The sequence below is a fragment of the Microbispora sp. NBRC 16548 genome (assembly GCF_030268985.1).
GTDB classification, from domain to species: domain Bacteria; phylum Actinomycetota; class Actinomycetes; order Streptosporangiales; family Streptosporangiaceae; genus Microbispora; species Microbispora catharanthi.
In genome coordinates this window covers 40797-56851 of the sequence record NZ_BSSF01000026.1, presented here as the reverse complement: position 1 = coordinate 56851, position 16055 = coordinate 40797, and the positions used below count along the sequence as shown (strand labels likewise).

The 16055-nt window shown below is 70.1% G+C and carries 16 protein-coding genes; 7 read left to right on the top strand and 9 right to left on the bottom strand.

All coding sequences use genetic code 11. From position 1 onward, the window contains the following. Positions 1 to 19: 19 nt before the first annotated feature. From QSK36_RS40330 to QSK36_RS40305, 6 genes are all read left to right on the top strand, one after another. Entirely contained in the window at positions 20 to 385 is a 366-nt protein-coding gene (locus QSK36_RS40330; protein WP_285786045.1) for an ADP-ribosylation/crystallin J1, read from the top strand. A gap of 4 nt (positions 386 to 389) precedes the next feature. Then, the gene (locus QSK36_RS40325) at positions 390 to 794 is read left to right on the top strand and encodes a hypothetical protein (protein ID WP_285786044.1); all 405 of its coding nucleotides are present in this window, start codon (positions 390 to 392) and stop codon (positions 792 to 794) included. A 158-nt stretch (positions 795 to 952) separates the two neighbouring features. Further along, positions 953 to 2506, top strand: coding sequence for a CLIPPER-2 domain-containing protein (locus QSK36_RS40320; RefSeq protein WP_285786043.1), 1554 nt, complete (start codon positions 953 to 955; stop codon positions 2504 to 2506). 71 nt (positions 2507 to 2577) lie between these two features. Beyond that, complete coding sequence (locus tag QSK36_RS40315; protein WP_285786042.1) at positions 2578 to 2961, top strand: nuclear transport factor 2 family protein; 384 nt, start codon at positions 2578 to 2580, stop codon at positions 2959 to 2961. 111 nt (positions 2962 to 3072) lie between these two features. Continuing rightward, a complete protein-coding gene (locus QSK36_RS40310; protein WP_183543273.1) occupies positions 3073 to 3600 on the top strand; it encodes a sigma-70 family RNA polymerase sigma factor in 528 nt (175 codons plus the stop codon). 91 nt (positions 3601 to 3691) lie between these two features. Continuing rightward, positions 3692 to 4336 carry a permease-like cell division protein FtsX gene (locus QSK36_RS40305; RefSeq protein ID WP_285786041.1) on the top strand — a complete coding sequence of 215 codons (645 nt, stop codon included), beginning with the start codon at positions 3692 to 3694 and terminating at the stop codon, positions 4334 to 4336. An 85-nt stretch (positions 4337 to 4421) separates the two neighbouring features. On the opposite strand, the gene QSK36_RS40300 is transcribed toward QSK36_RS40305, so the two are convergent. The 3 genes from QSK36_RS40300 to QSK36_RS40290 form a co-directional block, all read right to left on the bottom strand. Further along, complete coding sequence (locus tag QSK36_RS40300; protein ID WP_183543277.1) at positions 4422 to 5504, bottom strand: hypothetical protein; 1083 nt, start codon at positions 5502 to 5504, stop codon at positions 4422 to 4424. 256 nt (positions 5505 to 5760) lie between these two features. Continuing rightward, complete coding sequence (locus tag QSK36_RS40295) at positions 5761 to 6417, bottom strand: class I SAM-dependent methyltransferase (protein ID WP_285786040.1); 657 nt, start codon at positions 6415 to 6417, stop codon at positions 5761 to 5763. A gap of 668 nt (positions 6418 to 7085) precedes the next feature. Further along, a complete protein-coding gene (locus tag QSK36_RS40290; RefSeq protein WP_285786039.1) occupies positions 7086 to 7502 on the bottom strand; it encodes a VOC family protein in 417 nt (138 codons plus the stop codon). Between the two features lie 281 nt (positions 7503 to 7783). Between QSK36_RS40290 and QSK36_RS40285 the strand changes: the two genes are divergently transcribed. Next, entirely contained in the window at positions 7784 to 8506 is a 723-nt protein-coding gene (locus tag QSK36_RS40285; RefSeq protein WP_221264454.1) for a GNAT family N-acetyltransferase, read from the top strand. On the opposite strand, the gene QSK36_RS40280 is transcribed toward QSK36_RS40285, so the two are convergent. The 6 genes from QSK36_RS40280 to QSK36_RS40255 all read right to left on the bottom strand — a co-directional run bounded on the left by QSK36_RS40280 (position 8493) and on the right by QSK36_RS40255 (position 15755). Further along, the gene (locus QSK36_RS40280) at positions 8493 to 9617 is read right to left on the bottom strand and encodes an alpha/beta hydrolase family protein (RefSeq protein ID WP_285786038.1); all 1125 of its coding nucleotides are present in this window, start codon (positions 9615 to 9617) and stop codon (positions 8493 to 8495) included. The genes QSK36_RS40285 and QSK36_RS40280 overlap by 14 nt on opposite strands. A gap of 32 nt (positions 9618 to 9649) precedes the next feature. After that, entirely contained in the window at positions 9650 to 11020 is a 1371-nt protein-coding gene (locus tag QSK36_RS40275) for an aldehyde dehydrogenase family protein (RefSeq protein ID WP_183543281.1), read from the bottom strand. Further along, the gene (locus QSK36_RS40270) at positions 11020 to 12114 is read right to left on the bottom strand and encodes a phenylacetate--CoA ligase family protein (RefSeq protein WP_285786037.1); all 1095 of its coding nucleotides are present in this window, start codon (positions 12112 to 12114) and stop codon (positions 11020 to 11022) included. The genes QSK36_RS40275 and QSK36_RS40270 overlap by 1 nt, the downstream gene beginning before the upstream one ends. A gap of 150 nt (positions 12115 to 12264) precedes the next feature. After that, positions 12265 to 13443, bottom strand: a complete 1179-nt coding sequence (locus QSK36_RS40265; protein ID WP_285786036.1) for a CU044_5270 family protein — start codon at positions 13441 to 13443, stop codon at positions 12265 to 12267. Next, a complete protein-coding gene (locus QSK36_RS40260; protein ID WP_183543287.1) occupies positions 13436 to 14011 on the bottom strand; it encodes an RNA polymerase sigma factor in 576 nt (191 codons plus the stop codon). The genes QSK36_RS40265 and QSK36_RS40260 overlap by 8 nt, the downstream gene beginning before the upstream one ends. Before the next feature lie 478 nt (positions 14012 to 14489). Then, positions 14490 to 15755: a Fic family protein gene (locus tag QSK36_RS40255; protein ID WP_285786035.1), complete on the bottom strand. Its 1266-nt coding sequence runs from the start codon at positions 15753 to 15755 to the stop codon at positions 14490 to 14492. Between the last annotated feature and the right edge of the window lie 300 nt (positions 15756 to 16055).

Here is a 16055-nt window from a genome sequence, read left to right as displayed (position 1 = left end):
GCCGCGGGAGGAGATGATCATGTCAGGCGAGTTGCGGACCTTGTGGCGGCCGACCGGGCCGGAGGAGTTGGAACTGGTCCGGCGGTCCGGGTGGCGGGCGTGGCCGCCGCGGCTGCCCGAGCAGCCGATCTTCTATCCCGTGCTCAACGAGGACTACGCGATCAGGATCGCCCGTGACTGGAATGCTCCCCGCTATGGGGTCGGCTATGTGACCCGCTTTCACGTGCCCCAAGACTTCCTGGCCCGCTATCCGATCCAGCAGGTCGGCGGGGAGACGATTCTCGAACTGTGGGTGCCCGCCGAGGAGCTGGACGAGTTCAACGCGCACATCTCCGGCGTCATCGAAGTGGTGCACGAGTTCCGCCCGGACCTGGACAGGACATGAGCTCGTGCCCCTGATCTCCCGTAGCGACTGCGAGGTCGACGTCCACGACGGGACCTTCTTCATCGTCGATGTGTCGTTCTCCTGGGACCCCTTCGAGCCGTCCGACCGCGGTGGCCTCAGGCTCTCGGCCGAGGACGACCTCGTGAGCCTCACGCTCGAAGTGTGGGACGACGAGCCGGGGGATCAGCGCGAGCCGTGGGCGGATGTCGTCACCCGCGTCCTTCGCTCGGAGGCCGGAGAAGTCTGCGCGGCGGAGCTGTACACGGGCGTGCAGGACGGGTTCCTGCTGCTCGGGGAGCCGGAGCGGCTATGGAACGTACGGGTGTACACACGGGCCGATGACGAAGCGGATCCGCGGGAGCAGTTCTTGGTCCAGTTCTGGCCGCGGGGGGCCTCGACCAAGATCTAGATCTTCCCTGCACAGGGTCGGCAGAGAACAAGATCCGGCCAACTGTTGGCACGGCCGCACGTGTCGTGCCGCGCCTCTCGTCCCCGTCGGACGAATCTTCCCTGCGGTGCCAGCGCCGCTCGTACGGCCTGGTGAATCGCCACGACGAGAGGACGTTCATGATGAGGCACATCCGCAGGATGTGTTACCCCGTCGCCGCCCTGGTGGCGGCGGCTGTCCCCCTGACGCTGTGCGGAGCGGTCCCTGCCGACGCCGCGCCCGCCCGTGTCGAGGCCGCGGCCACGGCGGCGCAGCGGGCCGCGGCGCCGGACCCCACGTCGTGTCCTGAGCAGGTGGCGCTGGTCAACGGCGGTTTCGAGAAGCCCGTCGTCGCCGGGACGTGGGCTTCGCTCCCCGACGCCTCGCAGAACAACCCGAACGCGGTGCCGGGCTGGCGGACGACCGCCACCGATCACATGATCGAGGTCTGGAGCCCCCGGATGAACGTTCCGGCGGTCGAGGGCGCGCAGTTCGCGGAGCTGAACGCCAACCAGGTCTCGACCCTCTATCAGGACCGTCCGACCACTCCGGGCCAGAAGCTGTACTGGCGGCTTTCCCACCGCGGGCGTCTCGGCACCGACCAGATGGCGCTGGACATCGGCGCTCCCTCGGGCCCCGCCCAGCAGGGGACCATGTCAGACGGCACCGGTAAGTGGGGCACCTACCACGGCGCCTACACCGTGCCCGCCGGGCAGACGACCACCAGGTTCGCCTTCCGTTCCATCTCCGCCGCCGGAGGCAACGCGTCGGTCGGCAACTTCCTCGACGACGTCTTCTTCGGCACCCCGCCGTGCGTCGTCGTCACCAAGTCCGCGAGCCCGCAGGGGCCGGTGAACGTCGGCGACGAGATCACCTACCGGCTGACCGCCGTCAACAAGGGTGGCGACGTCGCGCAGAACGTCCGGCTCACCGACAAGGTCCCGGCCGGGACCACCTACGTGCCCGGCTCGCTCCGCGTCGTGGGCGGCCCGGGCAGCGGCGCCATGACCGACGAGGCCGGCGACGACCAGGCCGAGTTCGACGCCGCCACCGGTGCTGTCTCCTTCAGGCTGGGAGACGGCGCCACGGGTACGACGGGGGGCCGGCTGGCCAACGACACCACCCTGCCGGACGGTACCACCGTGGAGTTCCGGGTCAAGGTCGGCAGGTCGGTCGCGGGCAAGCAGGTCGTCAACAGCGGCGCGGTCGCCTACGAGAACCGGCTCGGCCCCGAGCCCGAGCCGCTTACCTCCACCAGCGGTGACGCCGTCACCGAGGTCAACTCGGCCGTCGACCTGAGCGTGGTCAAGTCCGCGGACAAGACCGAGGTCACCGTGGGGGAGACCGTCACCTACCGCGTCACGGTCGCCAACGCCGGGCCCAACGACGCCACGGGCGTCGCCGTCAAGGACGTCCTGCCGGCCAACCTCGCCTTCCTGTCGTCCACGCGCTCGACCGGTACGTACGCCGGTGGAACGTGGACCGTGGGAACGCTGGCCAATGGCGCGACGGCCACGCTGGTCGTCCGCGCGAAGGCCACCGCGGTCGGGGAGACGGTCAACACCGCCACCGTCGGCGGCAAGGAGCTCGACCTCGATCCGGCCAACGACAGCGACACGGTCAAGGTCTGCGTCCAGCGCGAGCCGTTCTGCCCGTACTGCACGCCCGGGAGCAAGCAGGACACCGGGAAGTGACCTGCTGAAACCGGAAGCCGCCGGGACTACCGTTGTGTCGCCGAAGACGCGTCACGACGGAGAGGACCGACATGGCAGGCACGCTTCTGGACGAGCTGTACGAGGCCGAGCGGCGACTGCAGAAGGCGCAGCTCGGCGGTGACGTGGAGGAGCTCGACCGGCTGCTCGACGAGCGGCTCGTCTTCACGGGACCGCCGGACGGCCGGCTGCACACGGAGGCCAAGCAACTCGATCTCCACAACCATCGCTCGCGTACGCAGGTGATGACGAAGGTGGCCGAGGAGGACCTCACCGTCGTCGTCTCGGGGACGACCGGAGTCACGTGCTTCCTCGGCACGCTCGAAGGCACCTTCGACGGCGAGCCGTTCGCCGGCCGGCTGCGCTACACGCGCACATGGGTGCACACCGGCGAGTACGGCTGGCGCGTCCTGGCGGCCCACGCCAGTGAGACGTGACGCGAGGTTCCGAAGTCGCGAGGCCCTTCCGGACCATCCGGAGGGGCCTTCGCACGTACCGGGCCGGAAACACGCGAGCAGCGGATCGGCGGGGCTGCGCGTTCACACTGCATGGATCGTGAATCCCTGCGGCTGACGGCGCTCGCGCCGCCCGCGCCGCCCCCCGAGTCCGATCTGGCGGGGCTGTACCGCGAGCACCGGGTCGGCCTGGTGCGGCTCGCGGTGCTGCTCGTCGGCGACCTGGAATCGGCGGAGGACGTGGTGCAGGACGTCTTCGCCCGGCTGCACGGCCGGCGGCGGCCCCCGGATCTGACGCTCGCCTATCTGCGGACCTGTGTGCTCAACGGGTCGCGGTCGGTGCTGCGCCGCCGCGCGGTCATGCTGCGCCGCACGCAGCGGGTCACCGACCTCGCCGACTCGGCGGAGACCGCCGTCCTCATCGGCGAGTCCCGCAGGCAGGTGCTGCAGGCACTGGCCCGGCTGCCCCGGCGCCAGCGGGAGGCGCTGGTGCTGCGTTACTACCTCGACCTGGCGGACTCCGAGATCGCCCTGGTCATGGGGGTGGGGCAGAGCACCGTCAGATCCACGACCGCACGAGCCCTGGCCAAACTCCTGCGCGAACTGGGAGAGGACGAATGAGCGAGCGAATCAGGGAACACGGCGCCTGGCGAGGTGCTGAGTCGCGCGCCTCCGGCACGACCCGACTCCGAGCCGAAGGCGAGGAGGCGGCATGAGCACCATCGAGGATCGGCTCCGTGACGCCATGGAGGCCCGCGCGCGTACGGTGCCGGACGACGGCCTCGACCACGCGCTGCCCGCGCCACGCCGCACCCGGCCGCGCGGCCTCACGATCGCCGCCGCGGCCCTCGCGGTGGCCGGCACGATCGTGGGCGTGGCACGGCTCGCGGAGCCGTCTCAGAACCCCCGGGAGGTCGGCGTCGCCGCGACGTCGCCGAGCGGCGGCGCAACCTCGTCCGACGGGGTGGACATCTCGGTCTACCTCTGTACGGATCACTCCCCCTTTGAGGGCTGCAGGGGCGGCGCGGTCACCGCCTGGGAGCGGGAGAACATCAGCCGAGCTCTCCGGGCCCGCCGCGACGTGAAGATCGTGACGTTCGAGGACCGGCGGACGGCGTTCGAGAACTTCCGCAGATCCGAGACGAATGCGAGGCTGCTGAAGGTGACCAGGGCCGAGGACATGCCGGAGTCCTTCCGCCTGAAACTCGCCCCCGGCGCCGACCACCTGGCCGTGGCCAGGGCGGCGAGCGACCTGCTCGGGGTGTCCAATGTCGTCGACGAAGGGTGCCTGAGGGACAACCTGACCCGGCCGGCGGAAGAGGATAGACAATGCAGCTTCCGGGGCGGGGAACGCTGAGCCGCCTGGACACGTGGAAGGGGCACGGGCGGGAACGCCCGTGCCCCTCATGGCCCTACTGGATGTCAGGACCTCGCTTCCCGGCTCACGGGTCGCAGTCCTCGGCGGAGGAGCGCATCATGGGCCGGCTGTAGCTGGTGACCTGCCGTGACTCGGTGACGTACCGCGTCTCGGTGACCGGACGCCGGTAGGTCATCATGCGCGTGTAGCTGACCGGACGGCTCTCGCTGACGAAGTGCGTGGACTGCACCTCGCGAGTCTCCGGCACCATCCGGGTGTAGCTGACCGGACGGCTTTCCGTGACGAAGCGCGTCTCGGTGACCGGGCGCCGGAAGGTGACCTGGTGGGTGACCGGACGGCTCTCGGTGACGTACCGCGTCTCGGTGATGGGCCGCTGGTAGGTGACCTGGTGGGTGACCGGACGGCTCTCGGTGACGTAGCTCACCACGGGACGCTGGTAGGTGACGTATCGCGTCACCGGACGCGACTCGGTGACGTACCGCGTCTGGGTGACCGGGCGCTGGTAGGTCACCTGGCGGGTGACCGGCCGGCTTTCCATGACCATGCGTGTGTAGGTCACGGGGCGCTGATAGGACACCTGGCGCGTTTCGGTGACCGGACGCATCCGGGTGACCATCCGCGTCTCGGTGACCGGGCGCCGGAAGGTGACCTGCCGGGTGAACGTGACCGGACGGCTCTCGGTCACCATGCGCGTCTGCGTGACCGGGCGCCGGTAGGTGATCGTCCGCGTGTAGCTGATCGGACGGCTGTACGACGACTGCTCGCGGAGCGCCGGACTGCTACTCCGCAGCAATGACGAGCGCAGCGACGACTGGCGCAGTGACGACTCGCGCAGCGAGGCCCGCGAGCGGTGGTAGGCGATGTTGCTCTGGGACTGGCTGCCGCTCGACTCCTCGCTCGATGAACCTTCCTGGGCGCTCTCCCGCCCGTACCCGCTCTCCTCCTCGTACGCGCGTCCGCTCTGCTGGGCCGCCTCCTCCGACTGTTCGCCGAGGCTGGTGCCCGGCTCCTCGGCCCGCGGCGCGCTGAGCGCGGCGGCGAGGCCGGAGGGGTGGGCGGCGGTGGAGGCCGATGCGATGGCCGGCCAGAGCGTAACCGCGGACAGGACTGCCGGACCCAGCAGTAATGAGAATCGAGTGCCGTGCATAGAGATACTCCTCTCCGATCAGCGATCGGGTCGTATCTCAATCGTTGGCACACGCCGCCGGAGCCCGTCCAGGCGAGTTGACCCCTCCCGGGCCGTTCGCTGTGGCATTCCATGTGTGCCAATGGGAGTGGCTGTCGACGACGACGTCGTTGACCGGCCTCCGCTTTGCCTCCGTATTTCGCCGACAATGCGCTTCGACTAATTGCCGAGACGTTTACGGATTCGGCATTGCGTGTTTTCCGGAAAAAGCGCAGGCTCAGCGGTGGGCGATGACGGCGTACCGTTCGTCGTGGATGGGCTTGCCCCACAGCACGGGGTCGGTCAGCGGCTCCACCCCCACGCTCGCGGCGTACGGCCGCAGCACCTCGACCAGGGGTTCGGCGCTCACCCCGCCGAGCCAGGGCAGGGAGCCGGCGCCCGGCACGTACGGCGGGCCGTCCCCGGAGGCCTGCCAGTTGCCCTCGATGAGGATCAGCCGGCCGTGCGGGCGCAGCAGACTCATCCAGGTGCGCAACGCGCGCTCCGGTGCGGGCAGGGTCCACAGCAGATGCCGGGCCAGGACGACGTCGAAGGAGGTTCCGGCGGCGGCCGGCGGGTCGCTCGCGTCGCCGGTGAGGACGGGCGCGGTGAAGCCCGCCGCGGCGAGCTTGCCCCGGGCCGCCTCGGCCATCCTGGGGGACAGGTCCACGCCCACCGGCCGGTGTCCCTGCTCGGCCAGCAGCAGCGTCAGCGACCCGGTGCCGCAGCCCAGGTCGAGGACGTCGGTGGGAGGCCGCGGCATCCAGGACCGCAGCCGTCCCGCCCAGGCCGCGCGGACCCGGAGGTCGCGAAGCCCGTGGTCGGCTTCGTCGTCGAAGGTGTCTGCCTCCGCGTCCCAGTAGGAGGCGATCGACTGGGGATCCAGATCCGGCACGGACGCATCTTGTCACCCGCAGCCGACAAAAGTGGATGCAAAGGGTAAGACGGGTGATATCCGCAGGGGTCAGACGGTCTGTGGGGGTGAACGGTTCACCTCCCAAGAGGCTCCGGAGACGCCAGGACCCCGGCAGGAGGATCTCCTGCCGGGGTCCTGCACGTGTGGTGCCGGTGCCGGGTCGCCTCTCGGCGAAAGGCACAACGCGGCTCCAGCCGAACGGTAGTCCGCGAAGGCAAATTAGGTGAGGCCCGGGGACACCTGCACACCGGCCACGCTTCATCCAACCACGTGTCCGCACTCGTTGTTCCCGGGCCACGCCATCTTTTTCCAAGCCGATCTCCGGCGCCCGCTACGCAAGTCCCGCTCAATCCCGGAGGAAGACGGTCTTTCCGGACGTGCCGGGGAAGACGAGGACCAGGTGCTCCTCGACGGGCCGTCGGACTCGTACGTCATGGCCTCCTCCTGTTTCCGCACGTAGACGCGGACGCGACAGCGGCCGGGCCGGCGGAGGCGAGGTTCGGCAGAGGGCGCTTTCCTCGGTTCACCTCCGAGGCCAAGTGGCTCCGCCACGCCCGCGCTCACCTGCGGCATCTGCTGACCACCGCCATCTGGCACAACGGCCAGAGCGGACAGCCCGTCCTGCGCTCACTGACCGCCTACGACCACTAACCCTCCGGACCGATCACGTACCTGGACGGTGCCAGGGTGCGCAGGACATCGAACTCGTTGCCCTCGGGGTCGGCCATGACCACCCAGCTCCGGCCGGAGCCCTGCCCCACGTCCACCTTGGCGGCGCCGAGGCCGAGCAGCCTGGCCACCTCGTCGTCGGTACTGCCGTCGATCGGGCTGACGTCGAGGTGGAGCCGGTTCTTCACGGTCTTGCCCTCGGGCACCCGGATGAACACCAGAGTGGGCGGCATCTGGCGGGCCCGGACCTCCTCGACGGTCGGCTCCCAGGAGCCGATCTCGACCTTGCCCTCGCTCCGGTCGATCACCTTGAAGTCCAGGACCGCGCACCAGAAGGCCGCGAGCCGCTCCGGATCGTGGCAGTCGACAACCAACTCGGTGAACCTACTGGTCATGACTCCCCCAGACAGTGCGGACGGGGGGCTTAGCCTATGGGCCGCGCCACCCGTCCGGCACAACGGCTCCCACTCCCTCCAGCACCCGGAGCCGGCCGTAGTCAGGTCGTACGCGACGAGCGCCGGGTGCACGAGCGCCAGGAGCAGCCCGTGGCAGGCGACGACGCGACCCGTCACCCGGCTCGGAAAAGGGCCGCGGCCGCCGTTTCCTCCGGTTGATTCTGTGCTCGCGGGGCGAAAAGGTGTTGCCCGCCCTTGCGGGCTGCGGAAGCCTCCCTCCTGTGGAACGAGTGATTCTGGCCGGGGCGGACGGCGTCCCGGCCTTCAGTTATGTCGAGGACGAGCGGTACGGGCTGCCGTGCGCCGACCTGGTCGAGGTCATGGGCCCGGGGGCGGTCGACGCGATCATGGCGAAGCTGCCGGGCTGGGCGGTGGCGGGGCCGGTCGATCTGGGCGAGGCGCTGGTCGCACGCGGCGCGCGCGTGATGCGGCACGCCCACGAGATGACCTGTGAGCTGCGTACGGCGCCACCCGCCGAGACCGGGGCGCCCGAGGGCTTCCGGTTCGTGCCCTGCGACCGGTCTCCAGAGGAGGTGTTCGCGGCGTGGCGGGCGGCCTATCCGCCGGGTCACCCCGACCACCGGAACGTGGACGACGCCGCCGCGCTGCGCGACATCCTCACCCCGTTGCTGGAGGGGAAGGTGACCGGCGAGATCCTGCCCTGCAGCGTGCTCGCCGTGGACCGGGACGACGTGGTGGCCGGCGGCGCGGTGGTCACCCTCTTCCACGACCGGCCCTGGGTGGTCGAGGTCTTCCGCCACCCCGCCCGCACACCCTCCGGCCTCGGCGCGCGCATGCTGGCCGCCGCACGGGACAGGGCGGCGGCAGGCGGATGGGAGCGGCTGGGCCTGGTCGTGTCCGAGGGCAACCCGGCCAGACGCGTCTACGAACGGCTCGGCTTCACCCTGGTCGGCACCTCGATGACCGTCGTCATCCCGAGCTGATCGACGCGACGAACTCCTTCACCTCCCGCTCGTAGCGTGCGGGGTCGGCGTTCCAGGAGCCCGTGTGCCCGCCTCCGCTCGTCCGCACGAGCCTGACGATGTCGGGGCGGGCCTCGGCGAACCGCAGCGCCGGGCCGATCGGCACGGTCGCGTCGTCGTCGTCCACGAAGACCAGGGCGGGGATCCTGAACTCGCGGGCGTGCCGCAGGTGGTCGATGTCGTCGAAGGACACGCCGGTGCGCCGCTCGATGACCCATTCGCCCACCGACACGAGGAAGCCGGGCACGCCCATCTGCTCGGCCCCGAGGGCGATCGGCGCCCGCCAGTCGATGACCGGGCTGTCGAGGATCATGGCCTTGATCGGCTCGCCGGGCAGGTTGCGTACGGCCATCGGCACGATGCCCCCGCCCATCGACCAGCCGTACAGGACGATCCCGGTCGCGCCCTGGCTCTTGGCGTACGTGATGGCCGCCGCCACGTCCTGCCACTCGGTGGCGCCGAGGTGGAACTTGCCGTCGGAGCTCGCCGGGGCGTCCTCGTCGTTGCGGTAGGTGATGCCCAGCACCGGCATCCCCAGGCTGTGGAAAACCGGCAGCACGCGCAGGGCCTCCGCCGGGCCGCCGTTGCGGCCGTGTACGGCGATCACCCAGGTCGTCGAGGTGCCCTCGGTCCGCCAGCCGGGGAAGTCGCCGAGCGGCGAGGGGATCCTCACGTCCGTGTACGGCACGCCGGCGGCGGCCGGGGTCGCGTGGCCCCACAGCCAGCGGTCGAGGTAGGCGTGCACTCCGGGCCGCAGCTCGCCGTGGACGACCTCGGTGACCTTCCTGGTCACCGTGCCGGCCCCGGTCGTGATCACCTGTCCCACCAGCGCGTTGCCGTCCGCCCAGGTCAGGCCGTACGTGCCGGGGGCGGCCGTGTCGGCGCCGCCCTTGATCGTGACCTGGTCGCCGCTGACGGCCGTCACCTCCAGGGGATATCCGGAGGTGTGGACGGGATCGATGACCAGGCCGGAGTAGTACCAGCCCGCGCCGCCGACGGCGGCCACCGCGAGCACCACGACGACGGCGAGCGTCCACAGCAGGCGGCGCCGCCATCGTGTCGTCCTGCGCATGGCCCAGAATCTACTGGGCCTTTATCCGTTGGTTAAGTGCGGATGACGCCTTTCGTACGCATGAGGAACTCACCGAGGTAGGCGTCGTGCGGAACCCACGGCGGCATCAGATACGTGGGGGTGTCCCCCAGGTAGACGTTCCTGATCGACGGGTCCTCCACCAGGTGGTCGACCAGCCCGGCGTCCTCCGTGATCGCGGTCAGCACGAGCGTGTTCCGCAGCGGCTCGATGCCGTCCGCCCGGCTCCAGGGCGCGAACCACACACAGGGGAACGACAGCTCGATGCCCGTCTGGGGCGCGTCCGGCCGGTCCACCCGGAAGACGGCCGGCCGCAGGACCCCGCTGCCGTCGCCCAGGTCGTCCACCACGCCGTCGCCGCCGAGCACCGGCGTCGCGCCGTTCACGTGGTCGAGCAGGTACTTCTCGATCGCGTGCGCGTCCGCGACCGGCTGGACGGGCAGCACCGCGCCGTCGTCCTCCGGCGGCAGGCTCGGGATCGTCGAGAGCCGTTCCGCGACGGCCTCGGCCACCGGTGCGGGATCGCCCTCCACGAAGACGGCGGTGGTGTTCACGCAGGCCGTCCCGCCGAAGGCGCTGACCGACTCCACGATCGTGCCCAGGTGGGACTCCCAGTCGTGCCCGGTGAGCAGGATCTTGGACCGTCCCGGGCCCTGCGGCAGCACCCTGACGTCGTTGCCGTACTTGTTCACGACCTCCTCGCCGCCGTACACCATGGCGAGGTCGGCGTCGCGGATGATGTCGTCGGCCACCGTGTAGTCGGTCGGCAGGAGCACCACCTGGTCGTCGCCGAACCCCGACTCCCGCAGCGCCGTGATCAGGCGGTGCGGCGTGAACGGCTCGCGCCGCGAGGGGCGCACCGCGACCCGGTAGCCGAGCGCCAGGGCCTCCAGCCACAACGTGTGCACGCCCGGGTGGTTGCCCGCGGCGTGTACGGCGAAGACGTCGCCGCGCCGTGTCCAGACCGCCTGGCCGTTGCGGGTGAGCGGGTCGCGCCAGTCGTCCACCGCGCCCTCGGGACGGGCGTACCGGGTGGTGCGGTACGCCTCTCCGGCGCGCCGTCCGATGCCCGAGGTCGCCGAGCGGACCACGGTGATCGGCATCCCCGAGACGCGGCTGACGATGTGCTGGTACTCCTCCGCCGGAACGCCGTCCACCACGCCGGTCGCGAAGAGCCGTCCCGCCCGGGCGAGGGCCGCCGCCCGCTCGTGGGCCGGCAGGGTCCGCGCCTCGCGCAGGGCCGCCATCGTCCGCTGGACGAACAGCCGCGGCACCAGGCTCAGCTCGGCGACCGGCGTCCCGGTCAGCTCCGTGATCGTCAGCCGGCTGCGGCTGTGGTAGGGCCCGCCCGCGCCCAGCGCGTCGAGCCGGATCAGCTCGTCCATCAGTACACCCCCTCGATGACCGTCTCGTTCTCGAAGGTGGGAAGCGGGCCGACGTCGGCGACGGAGTCGCCCATCTGCCCCGGCGGCGGCGCCACGCGGGTGGCCAGGTCGCGTTCGAGGTTGTTGGGCAGCAGGAAGCTCTTGCTGACGTGGTGCATCACCACCTGGCCGCGGTCGCCGTACCGGACGGCCTCCCCGGTCTCCTGGTCCACCACCGAGAACGTGATGTAGGGCGAGAACGTGTCGAAGACGACCAGGTCCTCCTCCGGCGGCGCGACGCGCTCGGCCAGCCCGCCGAGGATCATCGTGCTGCCGTACGTGCCGTACAGCTTGACGTTCGGGAAGACCTCGGTGCGGAGCAGGTAGCGGGTGTCGGGGTCCATGTGCGCGCCGCCCCAGCTGATGGCGCCGACCTTCGTGTTGATCAGGTCGACGAGCGCCCTCCTGCGGGCCAGCCGGGTCAGCAGCGGCGGAGTGGTCACCAGGACCCGCACGTCCTGGGTCTCCAGGATGTAGACGCTCTGGTCGATCAGGTGCTCGGCGTAGCGCTCGGCCTCGTCGGCGCGGCCCTCGGCGATGCACCTCTTCACCCACCGGGGGTCCATGTCGACCGTGAACCGGATGCCGCCCCGCCGCGCGGCCTGCCAGCGGACCAGCTCGCCGAAGACGTGCGGCCCGGTCGGCCCGAGCGACAGCCAGTGGCCGCTCTCGGGGTAGCCCCTCGCCCGCAGGTCCTGCTCGGTCCGGTGCATCAGCCGTTCCACCCAGTCCCGCAGCAGCACGACGCGCTTGGGCGGCCCGGTGGTGCCGCCGCTCTCGTATACGCCGATCACGTCCGCGTCCGCGCCGTACCCCCGGGGGATCAGGTCCTCCACCCGGACGTCGCGCAGCTCGTTGGCCACGTTGGGGAAGCGGCGCAGGTCCTCGAAGGTGCGCACGTCCTCACGCGGGTCGAAGCCGAGCGTCTTCGCCCGGTCCAGCCAGTATGGCGAGCCGGTCTCGGGGCTGAAGTGCCACCGCATGGCGGCCTCGATGAACTCCGGGCCCTCCGGGATCTGGTCGAGCGGGCAGTCGAGGATCGGATCTGTTGACATATCCGGCCCCTTTGACTCGGAAATCCCCTGAAAAGCCAGGCTATTTCTGGGCGATTCGCCACCAGGTCAAGAGATTCCGGGACTGTGGAAAAGATCGGACACCAGATCCCAGGGCCGGATCCTGGTTCCCGTACGCGGCGGGGCGAACCGTCAGCAGGGCACCTTGACGTGGGAGGGGTGGGGTGCGAGGGAGGGCAGGTCCTGCGCCACGTCCACCCCGACGACGGCCCTGGAGCCGATCACCGCTCCCTTCGGCGTACGCATCGTCACCTTCCTCGGCTTCCTGTCCCGTTCGAGCTCACGGCGCAGCGTCTCGGCGTTCATGCCTTTGGACACCCCGTCGCGGACGATGCGGTCGACGTCCGCGTCGCTCAGGGGCCGGCTCGTGAACGATGTCGTCCTGTCGCGGGTCGCCACCGTACGCTCGCCCAGGTAGCGGTAGGTGCTCTTGTCGAAGATGAGCTCGGTCCGGGTGTGGTCCTCCTCCATCGTGACCCCGATGCCGTGCCGGCCCGCCGCGTCCACGGCGTCCGGCACCATCGTGATCCCGTCGACTCCGGCGGCGATCCGGAACAGCGCCGCCGTGAGAGCGGGACGAAAGGCGCTCTCGCGGACGAACGTTCCGACAGCCCCCCAGAACCGCAGGTGCTCCGGCACGGCCGTGGCCTTGGCCGCCTCGGTCTCGATCCGCCGCCGCAGCCAGGCCTCGTCGAGGGGCCAGGTGGCCATCCGGGAGGCCGTGACGGTGTCGGCCGACGAGCAGGCGGGAGTCTCGGTCAGCGTGTCCTCGGGCTCCCTCTGGAGCTGCGGCTGCGGGCTGGGCAGTGCGATGCCCGGAGCCGGAGCCGTGCTGATCTGCCGTTCCCTGCTGAGCCAGGGTCCGGTGCCGCCGGCCGGGATCCAGCGCTCCTCGGTGCCGGTGACCTGCATCCCGGCACCCTCCATGGACACGTAGCTCACCGTGCGCATCTCGAGGTGGACGTACTCACCGGGGCGAGGCCGTAGCTCCGGCTCGGCCGCGGCGGTCCGCGCCGCGCGCTCCAGGAGCTCACGCGCGTTCGCCGGAGGCGCGGCCGGCATCCCGGCGACGCCGCGGGAATCAGATCCGTCCGGCCGGATCTCGGCCACGAGCACTCCCGCGGTGAGCGCGGCGGCCACGCCGCCCGCGAGCGCGATCCTCAGTCCTGTCCGGGGGATTCGCAGCATCCAGGCCCGGGATCGCGGCGCGCGGGCCGCGGCCAGCAGCGCGCCGCGCGCGCCGCGCAGGTCCTCGTCCGACCCTTCGGGCACCTCGGTCCACAGTCGTCTGACAGCGGTGATCTCATCCATCGTGGTCCTCCTTGATCGTCAGTGCCTCGCGGATCTTCCTGCGTGCTCTGTTGAGTCGTGAGCGGACGGTGCCGAGGGGGATGCCGAGCGCCCGCGACACCTCCTCGTAGGTCAGGTCGGCCCAGGCGACGAGCAGCAGCACGTGGCGGTCGCCCGGTCTGAGCGCGGCGAGCGCCGCCGCGAGCGGCCGGTTCACCGCCAGCGTCGTCACCTCGTCCTCCACCAGGCCGCCGGACACGTCCGCGGGATGGACGCCGCCGCGGACGTACGCCCGGTAGACGGTGATCTCGCTGCGGCGGCGCTTGCCGATGACGTTGGAGGCGATGCCGTACAGCCAGGGACGTGCGTCGGCGTGCCGGACGTCGTAGCGATGCCGGTTCTGGAACGCGGCGAGGAACGTCTCGGACACCACGTCCTCGGCGTTGTCCGGCCCCAGGCGCCGGGCGGCGTACCGGTGCAGGGAGGGCGCGTGCCGGTCGAAGAGCACGGCGAAGACCTCGGGCTCCCCCAACGACCGCTGGATCAGCGTCGTGTCTGCGGCGTCGACGGCCGTGGCGGATTCCGGCATGAATGGTGGGCCCCTTCATCAGTCGCCTCTCGCGACGGCGGGTATGGTCGCCCGTTATTACCGGCCGCCTCCGGAATGGTTCACGATGCCGATGTTCCGGGGCCGCAGGCCGTCGTGACGGCGGAAAAATGGCGTGCCCGGTGTGGTCAGCGGCAGGTAGCCTCTCCGGGAAATCTGGAAGGGGCGTCACGTGGGGCATGTCGAGGTCGGGCAGCCCGCCTGCAAGCTATGACCCTCTGCAGACCCGAGCCCTGACGCCTACCTGCGCCGGCGCACGCTCACGCGTGTCTGTCAAAGGCGGCCGAGGCCGCGGCGGCGCAGTAGGTCACGCTGTTCGACGAACTGGCCGGGATCGGCGCTGAGAAGAAGGCGCGAGCGCCCCGCCGGCACCGCAAGATCGATGGCGGCACTTCGCGAACAACTGGCGGACGGTTGACCGGCTACTGGCGGCGGCAGGCATCGGGGCGCGCAAGCGCCCTCATGGGCGGTAGGGGACCGGACGCGCGGGTGGTGCCTGGCGAGTGTCACCCAGGGGGCTGGCGAGGGCTCGCTCGAATCCGGTGAGAGCGTTGATGAGCTCGGGTACCTCGAATGCGCGGTTGCGTCTTCCAATAGTGGTCTGTTTGAGCACACCCGCTGCCGCGAGCTGGTTGACGGCGTCGTTGGCGCGCTGTGTGGATCGTCCGATCAGATCGGCGGCGGTGGCGACTGTGAGTACGGGAGCGGAGGGAAGCACTCGCAGGAGGAGATCGACGGACGACCCCGCACGAACTCTCCCCAGCTTCTTCCGCCATTCCGTTTCCATGGCGTCCAGCTCCGCGCCGAATCGGTCTGTGTCGATGACGGCCCGAGTGGTGTCCGCGGTGAATCGATCGATGCAGGCGCCGATTCCCTCTTGAGCCCGGGGTGAGTCGGCGGCTCCTTCGTAGCGGTACGCCGTGAGCGCGGAGACGTAGGCGTCGGCGTGCGACGCCAGAACCAGACTGATCGGCGGGACGAAACGGGGTGCCAGCCCCCGCCTCTTGAGGATCAGGTGGATGAGTGCCCGCCCCGTGCGGCCGTTGCCGTCGACGAACGGATGGATCGTCTCGAACTGAGCGTGAGCGATGGCGGCTTGAACCAGAGCGGGATGTTCGTCTCCTGATATGTACGCGCACAAGTCCTCGAGCAGATCATGGACCCGGTCGGGTGGGGGAGGAACGAAATCGGCTGTGCACGGTGACATCCCGGTCCCACCGACCCAGTTCTGCTCGGTCCTGATCTGTCCGCCGAAGCGTTCGTCCCGAGTTCCGCCGAGCAACTTCCGGTGGAGGGTCAGTATGTCCTGCACGTGGATCCTCGGCGCGTCCGCGAGATCGAGGGCTGATTCCATCGCCCGGACGTTTCCAAGGACGGCATAGGCCGTGTCGTCACGTGTCTCTATACCGGTACGTGATGCCACATCCGCCTTGGCCAGTCGCCGGACGTTGATCTGCAGACCTTCGATGAAGGAACTCGCCGCGGCTTCGGCTCTCAGGAGAAGCCTGGCCAGGGCTTCCAGACTGACGAGAGCCCGTGATGAAGTCCCCAGCTCGATGAGCCGCTGTTCGGCGTCGTTCACGTCTGCCGCACGTCGCCCTGACAGAATCAAGGGGCGGTCCACCAGGAGGTCCGGCAGGTAGGCCCTGTAGTGGCAAGACTGACGCTCCGCTCGTGTGGCGCCGTTCGGAGTCCCCGCCCACATCATGGCCACATACTCAGCCACAAGTGTTCCTTCCCCTGGCCCATGCGAACACTTATAGGGTAACCGTTCGTATGGCCGCGAGGGGTGGAACGCTTCGAACCGCGGTGATCGATCAAGCTCGGCCTGTGTGAGGACGCCCCTCCCTTCGCCTCATACGAACACTTAGCCGCGAACCGTTCCTACAGTCCGGAGATGGGAACGCTTCGAGGCCGGTCAGCTCAGCCCCTGGGCCCAGCCTCGAAGATCTCCTCTCGACGGGGCCGGCGGCCGACGAAATAACGAGATGCCACTTGCGAAGGGGATGAGTAGCCTGCGCGGGAA

Bases quoted from the DNA above. Each gene is read 5' to 3' on its own strand.
- QSK36_RS40330 (WP_285786045.1), top strand. From the start codon at position 20: ATGTCAGGCGAGTTGCGGACCTTGTGGCGGCCGACCGGGCCGGAGGAG.
- QSK36_RS40320 (WP_285786043.1), top strand. From the start codon at position 953: ATGATGAGGCACATCCGCAGGATGTGTTACCCCGTCGCCGCCCTGGTG.
- QSK36_RS40315 (WP_285786042.1), top strand. From the start codon at position 2,578: ATGGCAGGCACGCTTCTGGACGAGCTGTACGAGGCCGAGCGGCGACTG.
- QSK36_RS40310 (WP_183543273.1), top strand. From the start codon at position 3,073: ATGGATCGTGAATCCCTGCGGCTGACGGCGCTCGCGCCGCCCGCGCCG.
- QSK36_RS40305 (WP_285786041.1), top strand. From the start codon at position 3,692: ATGAGCACCATCGAGGATCGGCTCCGTGACGCCATGGAGGCCCGCGCG.
- QSK36_RS40300 (WP_183543277.1), bottom strand. From the start codon at position 5,504: ATGCACGGCACTCGATTCTCATTACTGCTGGGTCCGGCAGTCCTGTCC.
- QSK36_RS40290 (WP_285786039.1), bottom strand. From the start codon at position 7,502: ATGACCAGTAGGTTCACCGAGTTGGTTGTCGACTGCCACGATCCGGAG.
- QSK36_RS40280 (WP_285786038.1), bottom strand. From the start codon at position 9,617: ATGCGCAGGACGACACGATGGCGGCGCCGCCTGCTGTGGACGCTCGCC.
- QSK36_RS40275 (WP_183543281.1), bottom strand. From the start codon at position 11,020: ATGGACGAGCTGATCCGGCTCGACGCGCTGGGCGCGGGCGGGCCCTAC.
- QSK36_RS40270 (WP_285786037.1), bottom strand. From the start codon at position 12,114: ATGTCAACAGATCCGATCCTCGACTGCCCGCTCGACCAGATCCCGGAG.
- QSK36_RS40265 (WP_285786036.1), bottom strand. From the start codon at position 13,443: ATGGATGAGATCACCGCTGTCAGACGACTGTGGACCGAGGTGCCCGAA.
- QSK36_RS40260 (WP_183543287.1), bottom strand. From the start codon at position 14,011: ATGCCGGAATCCGCCACGGCCGTCGACGCCGCAGACACGACGCTGATC.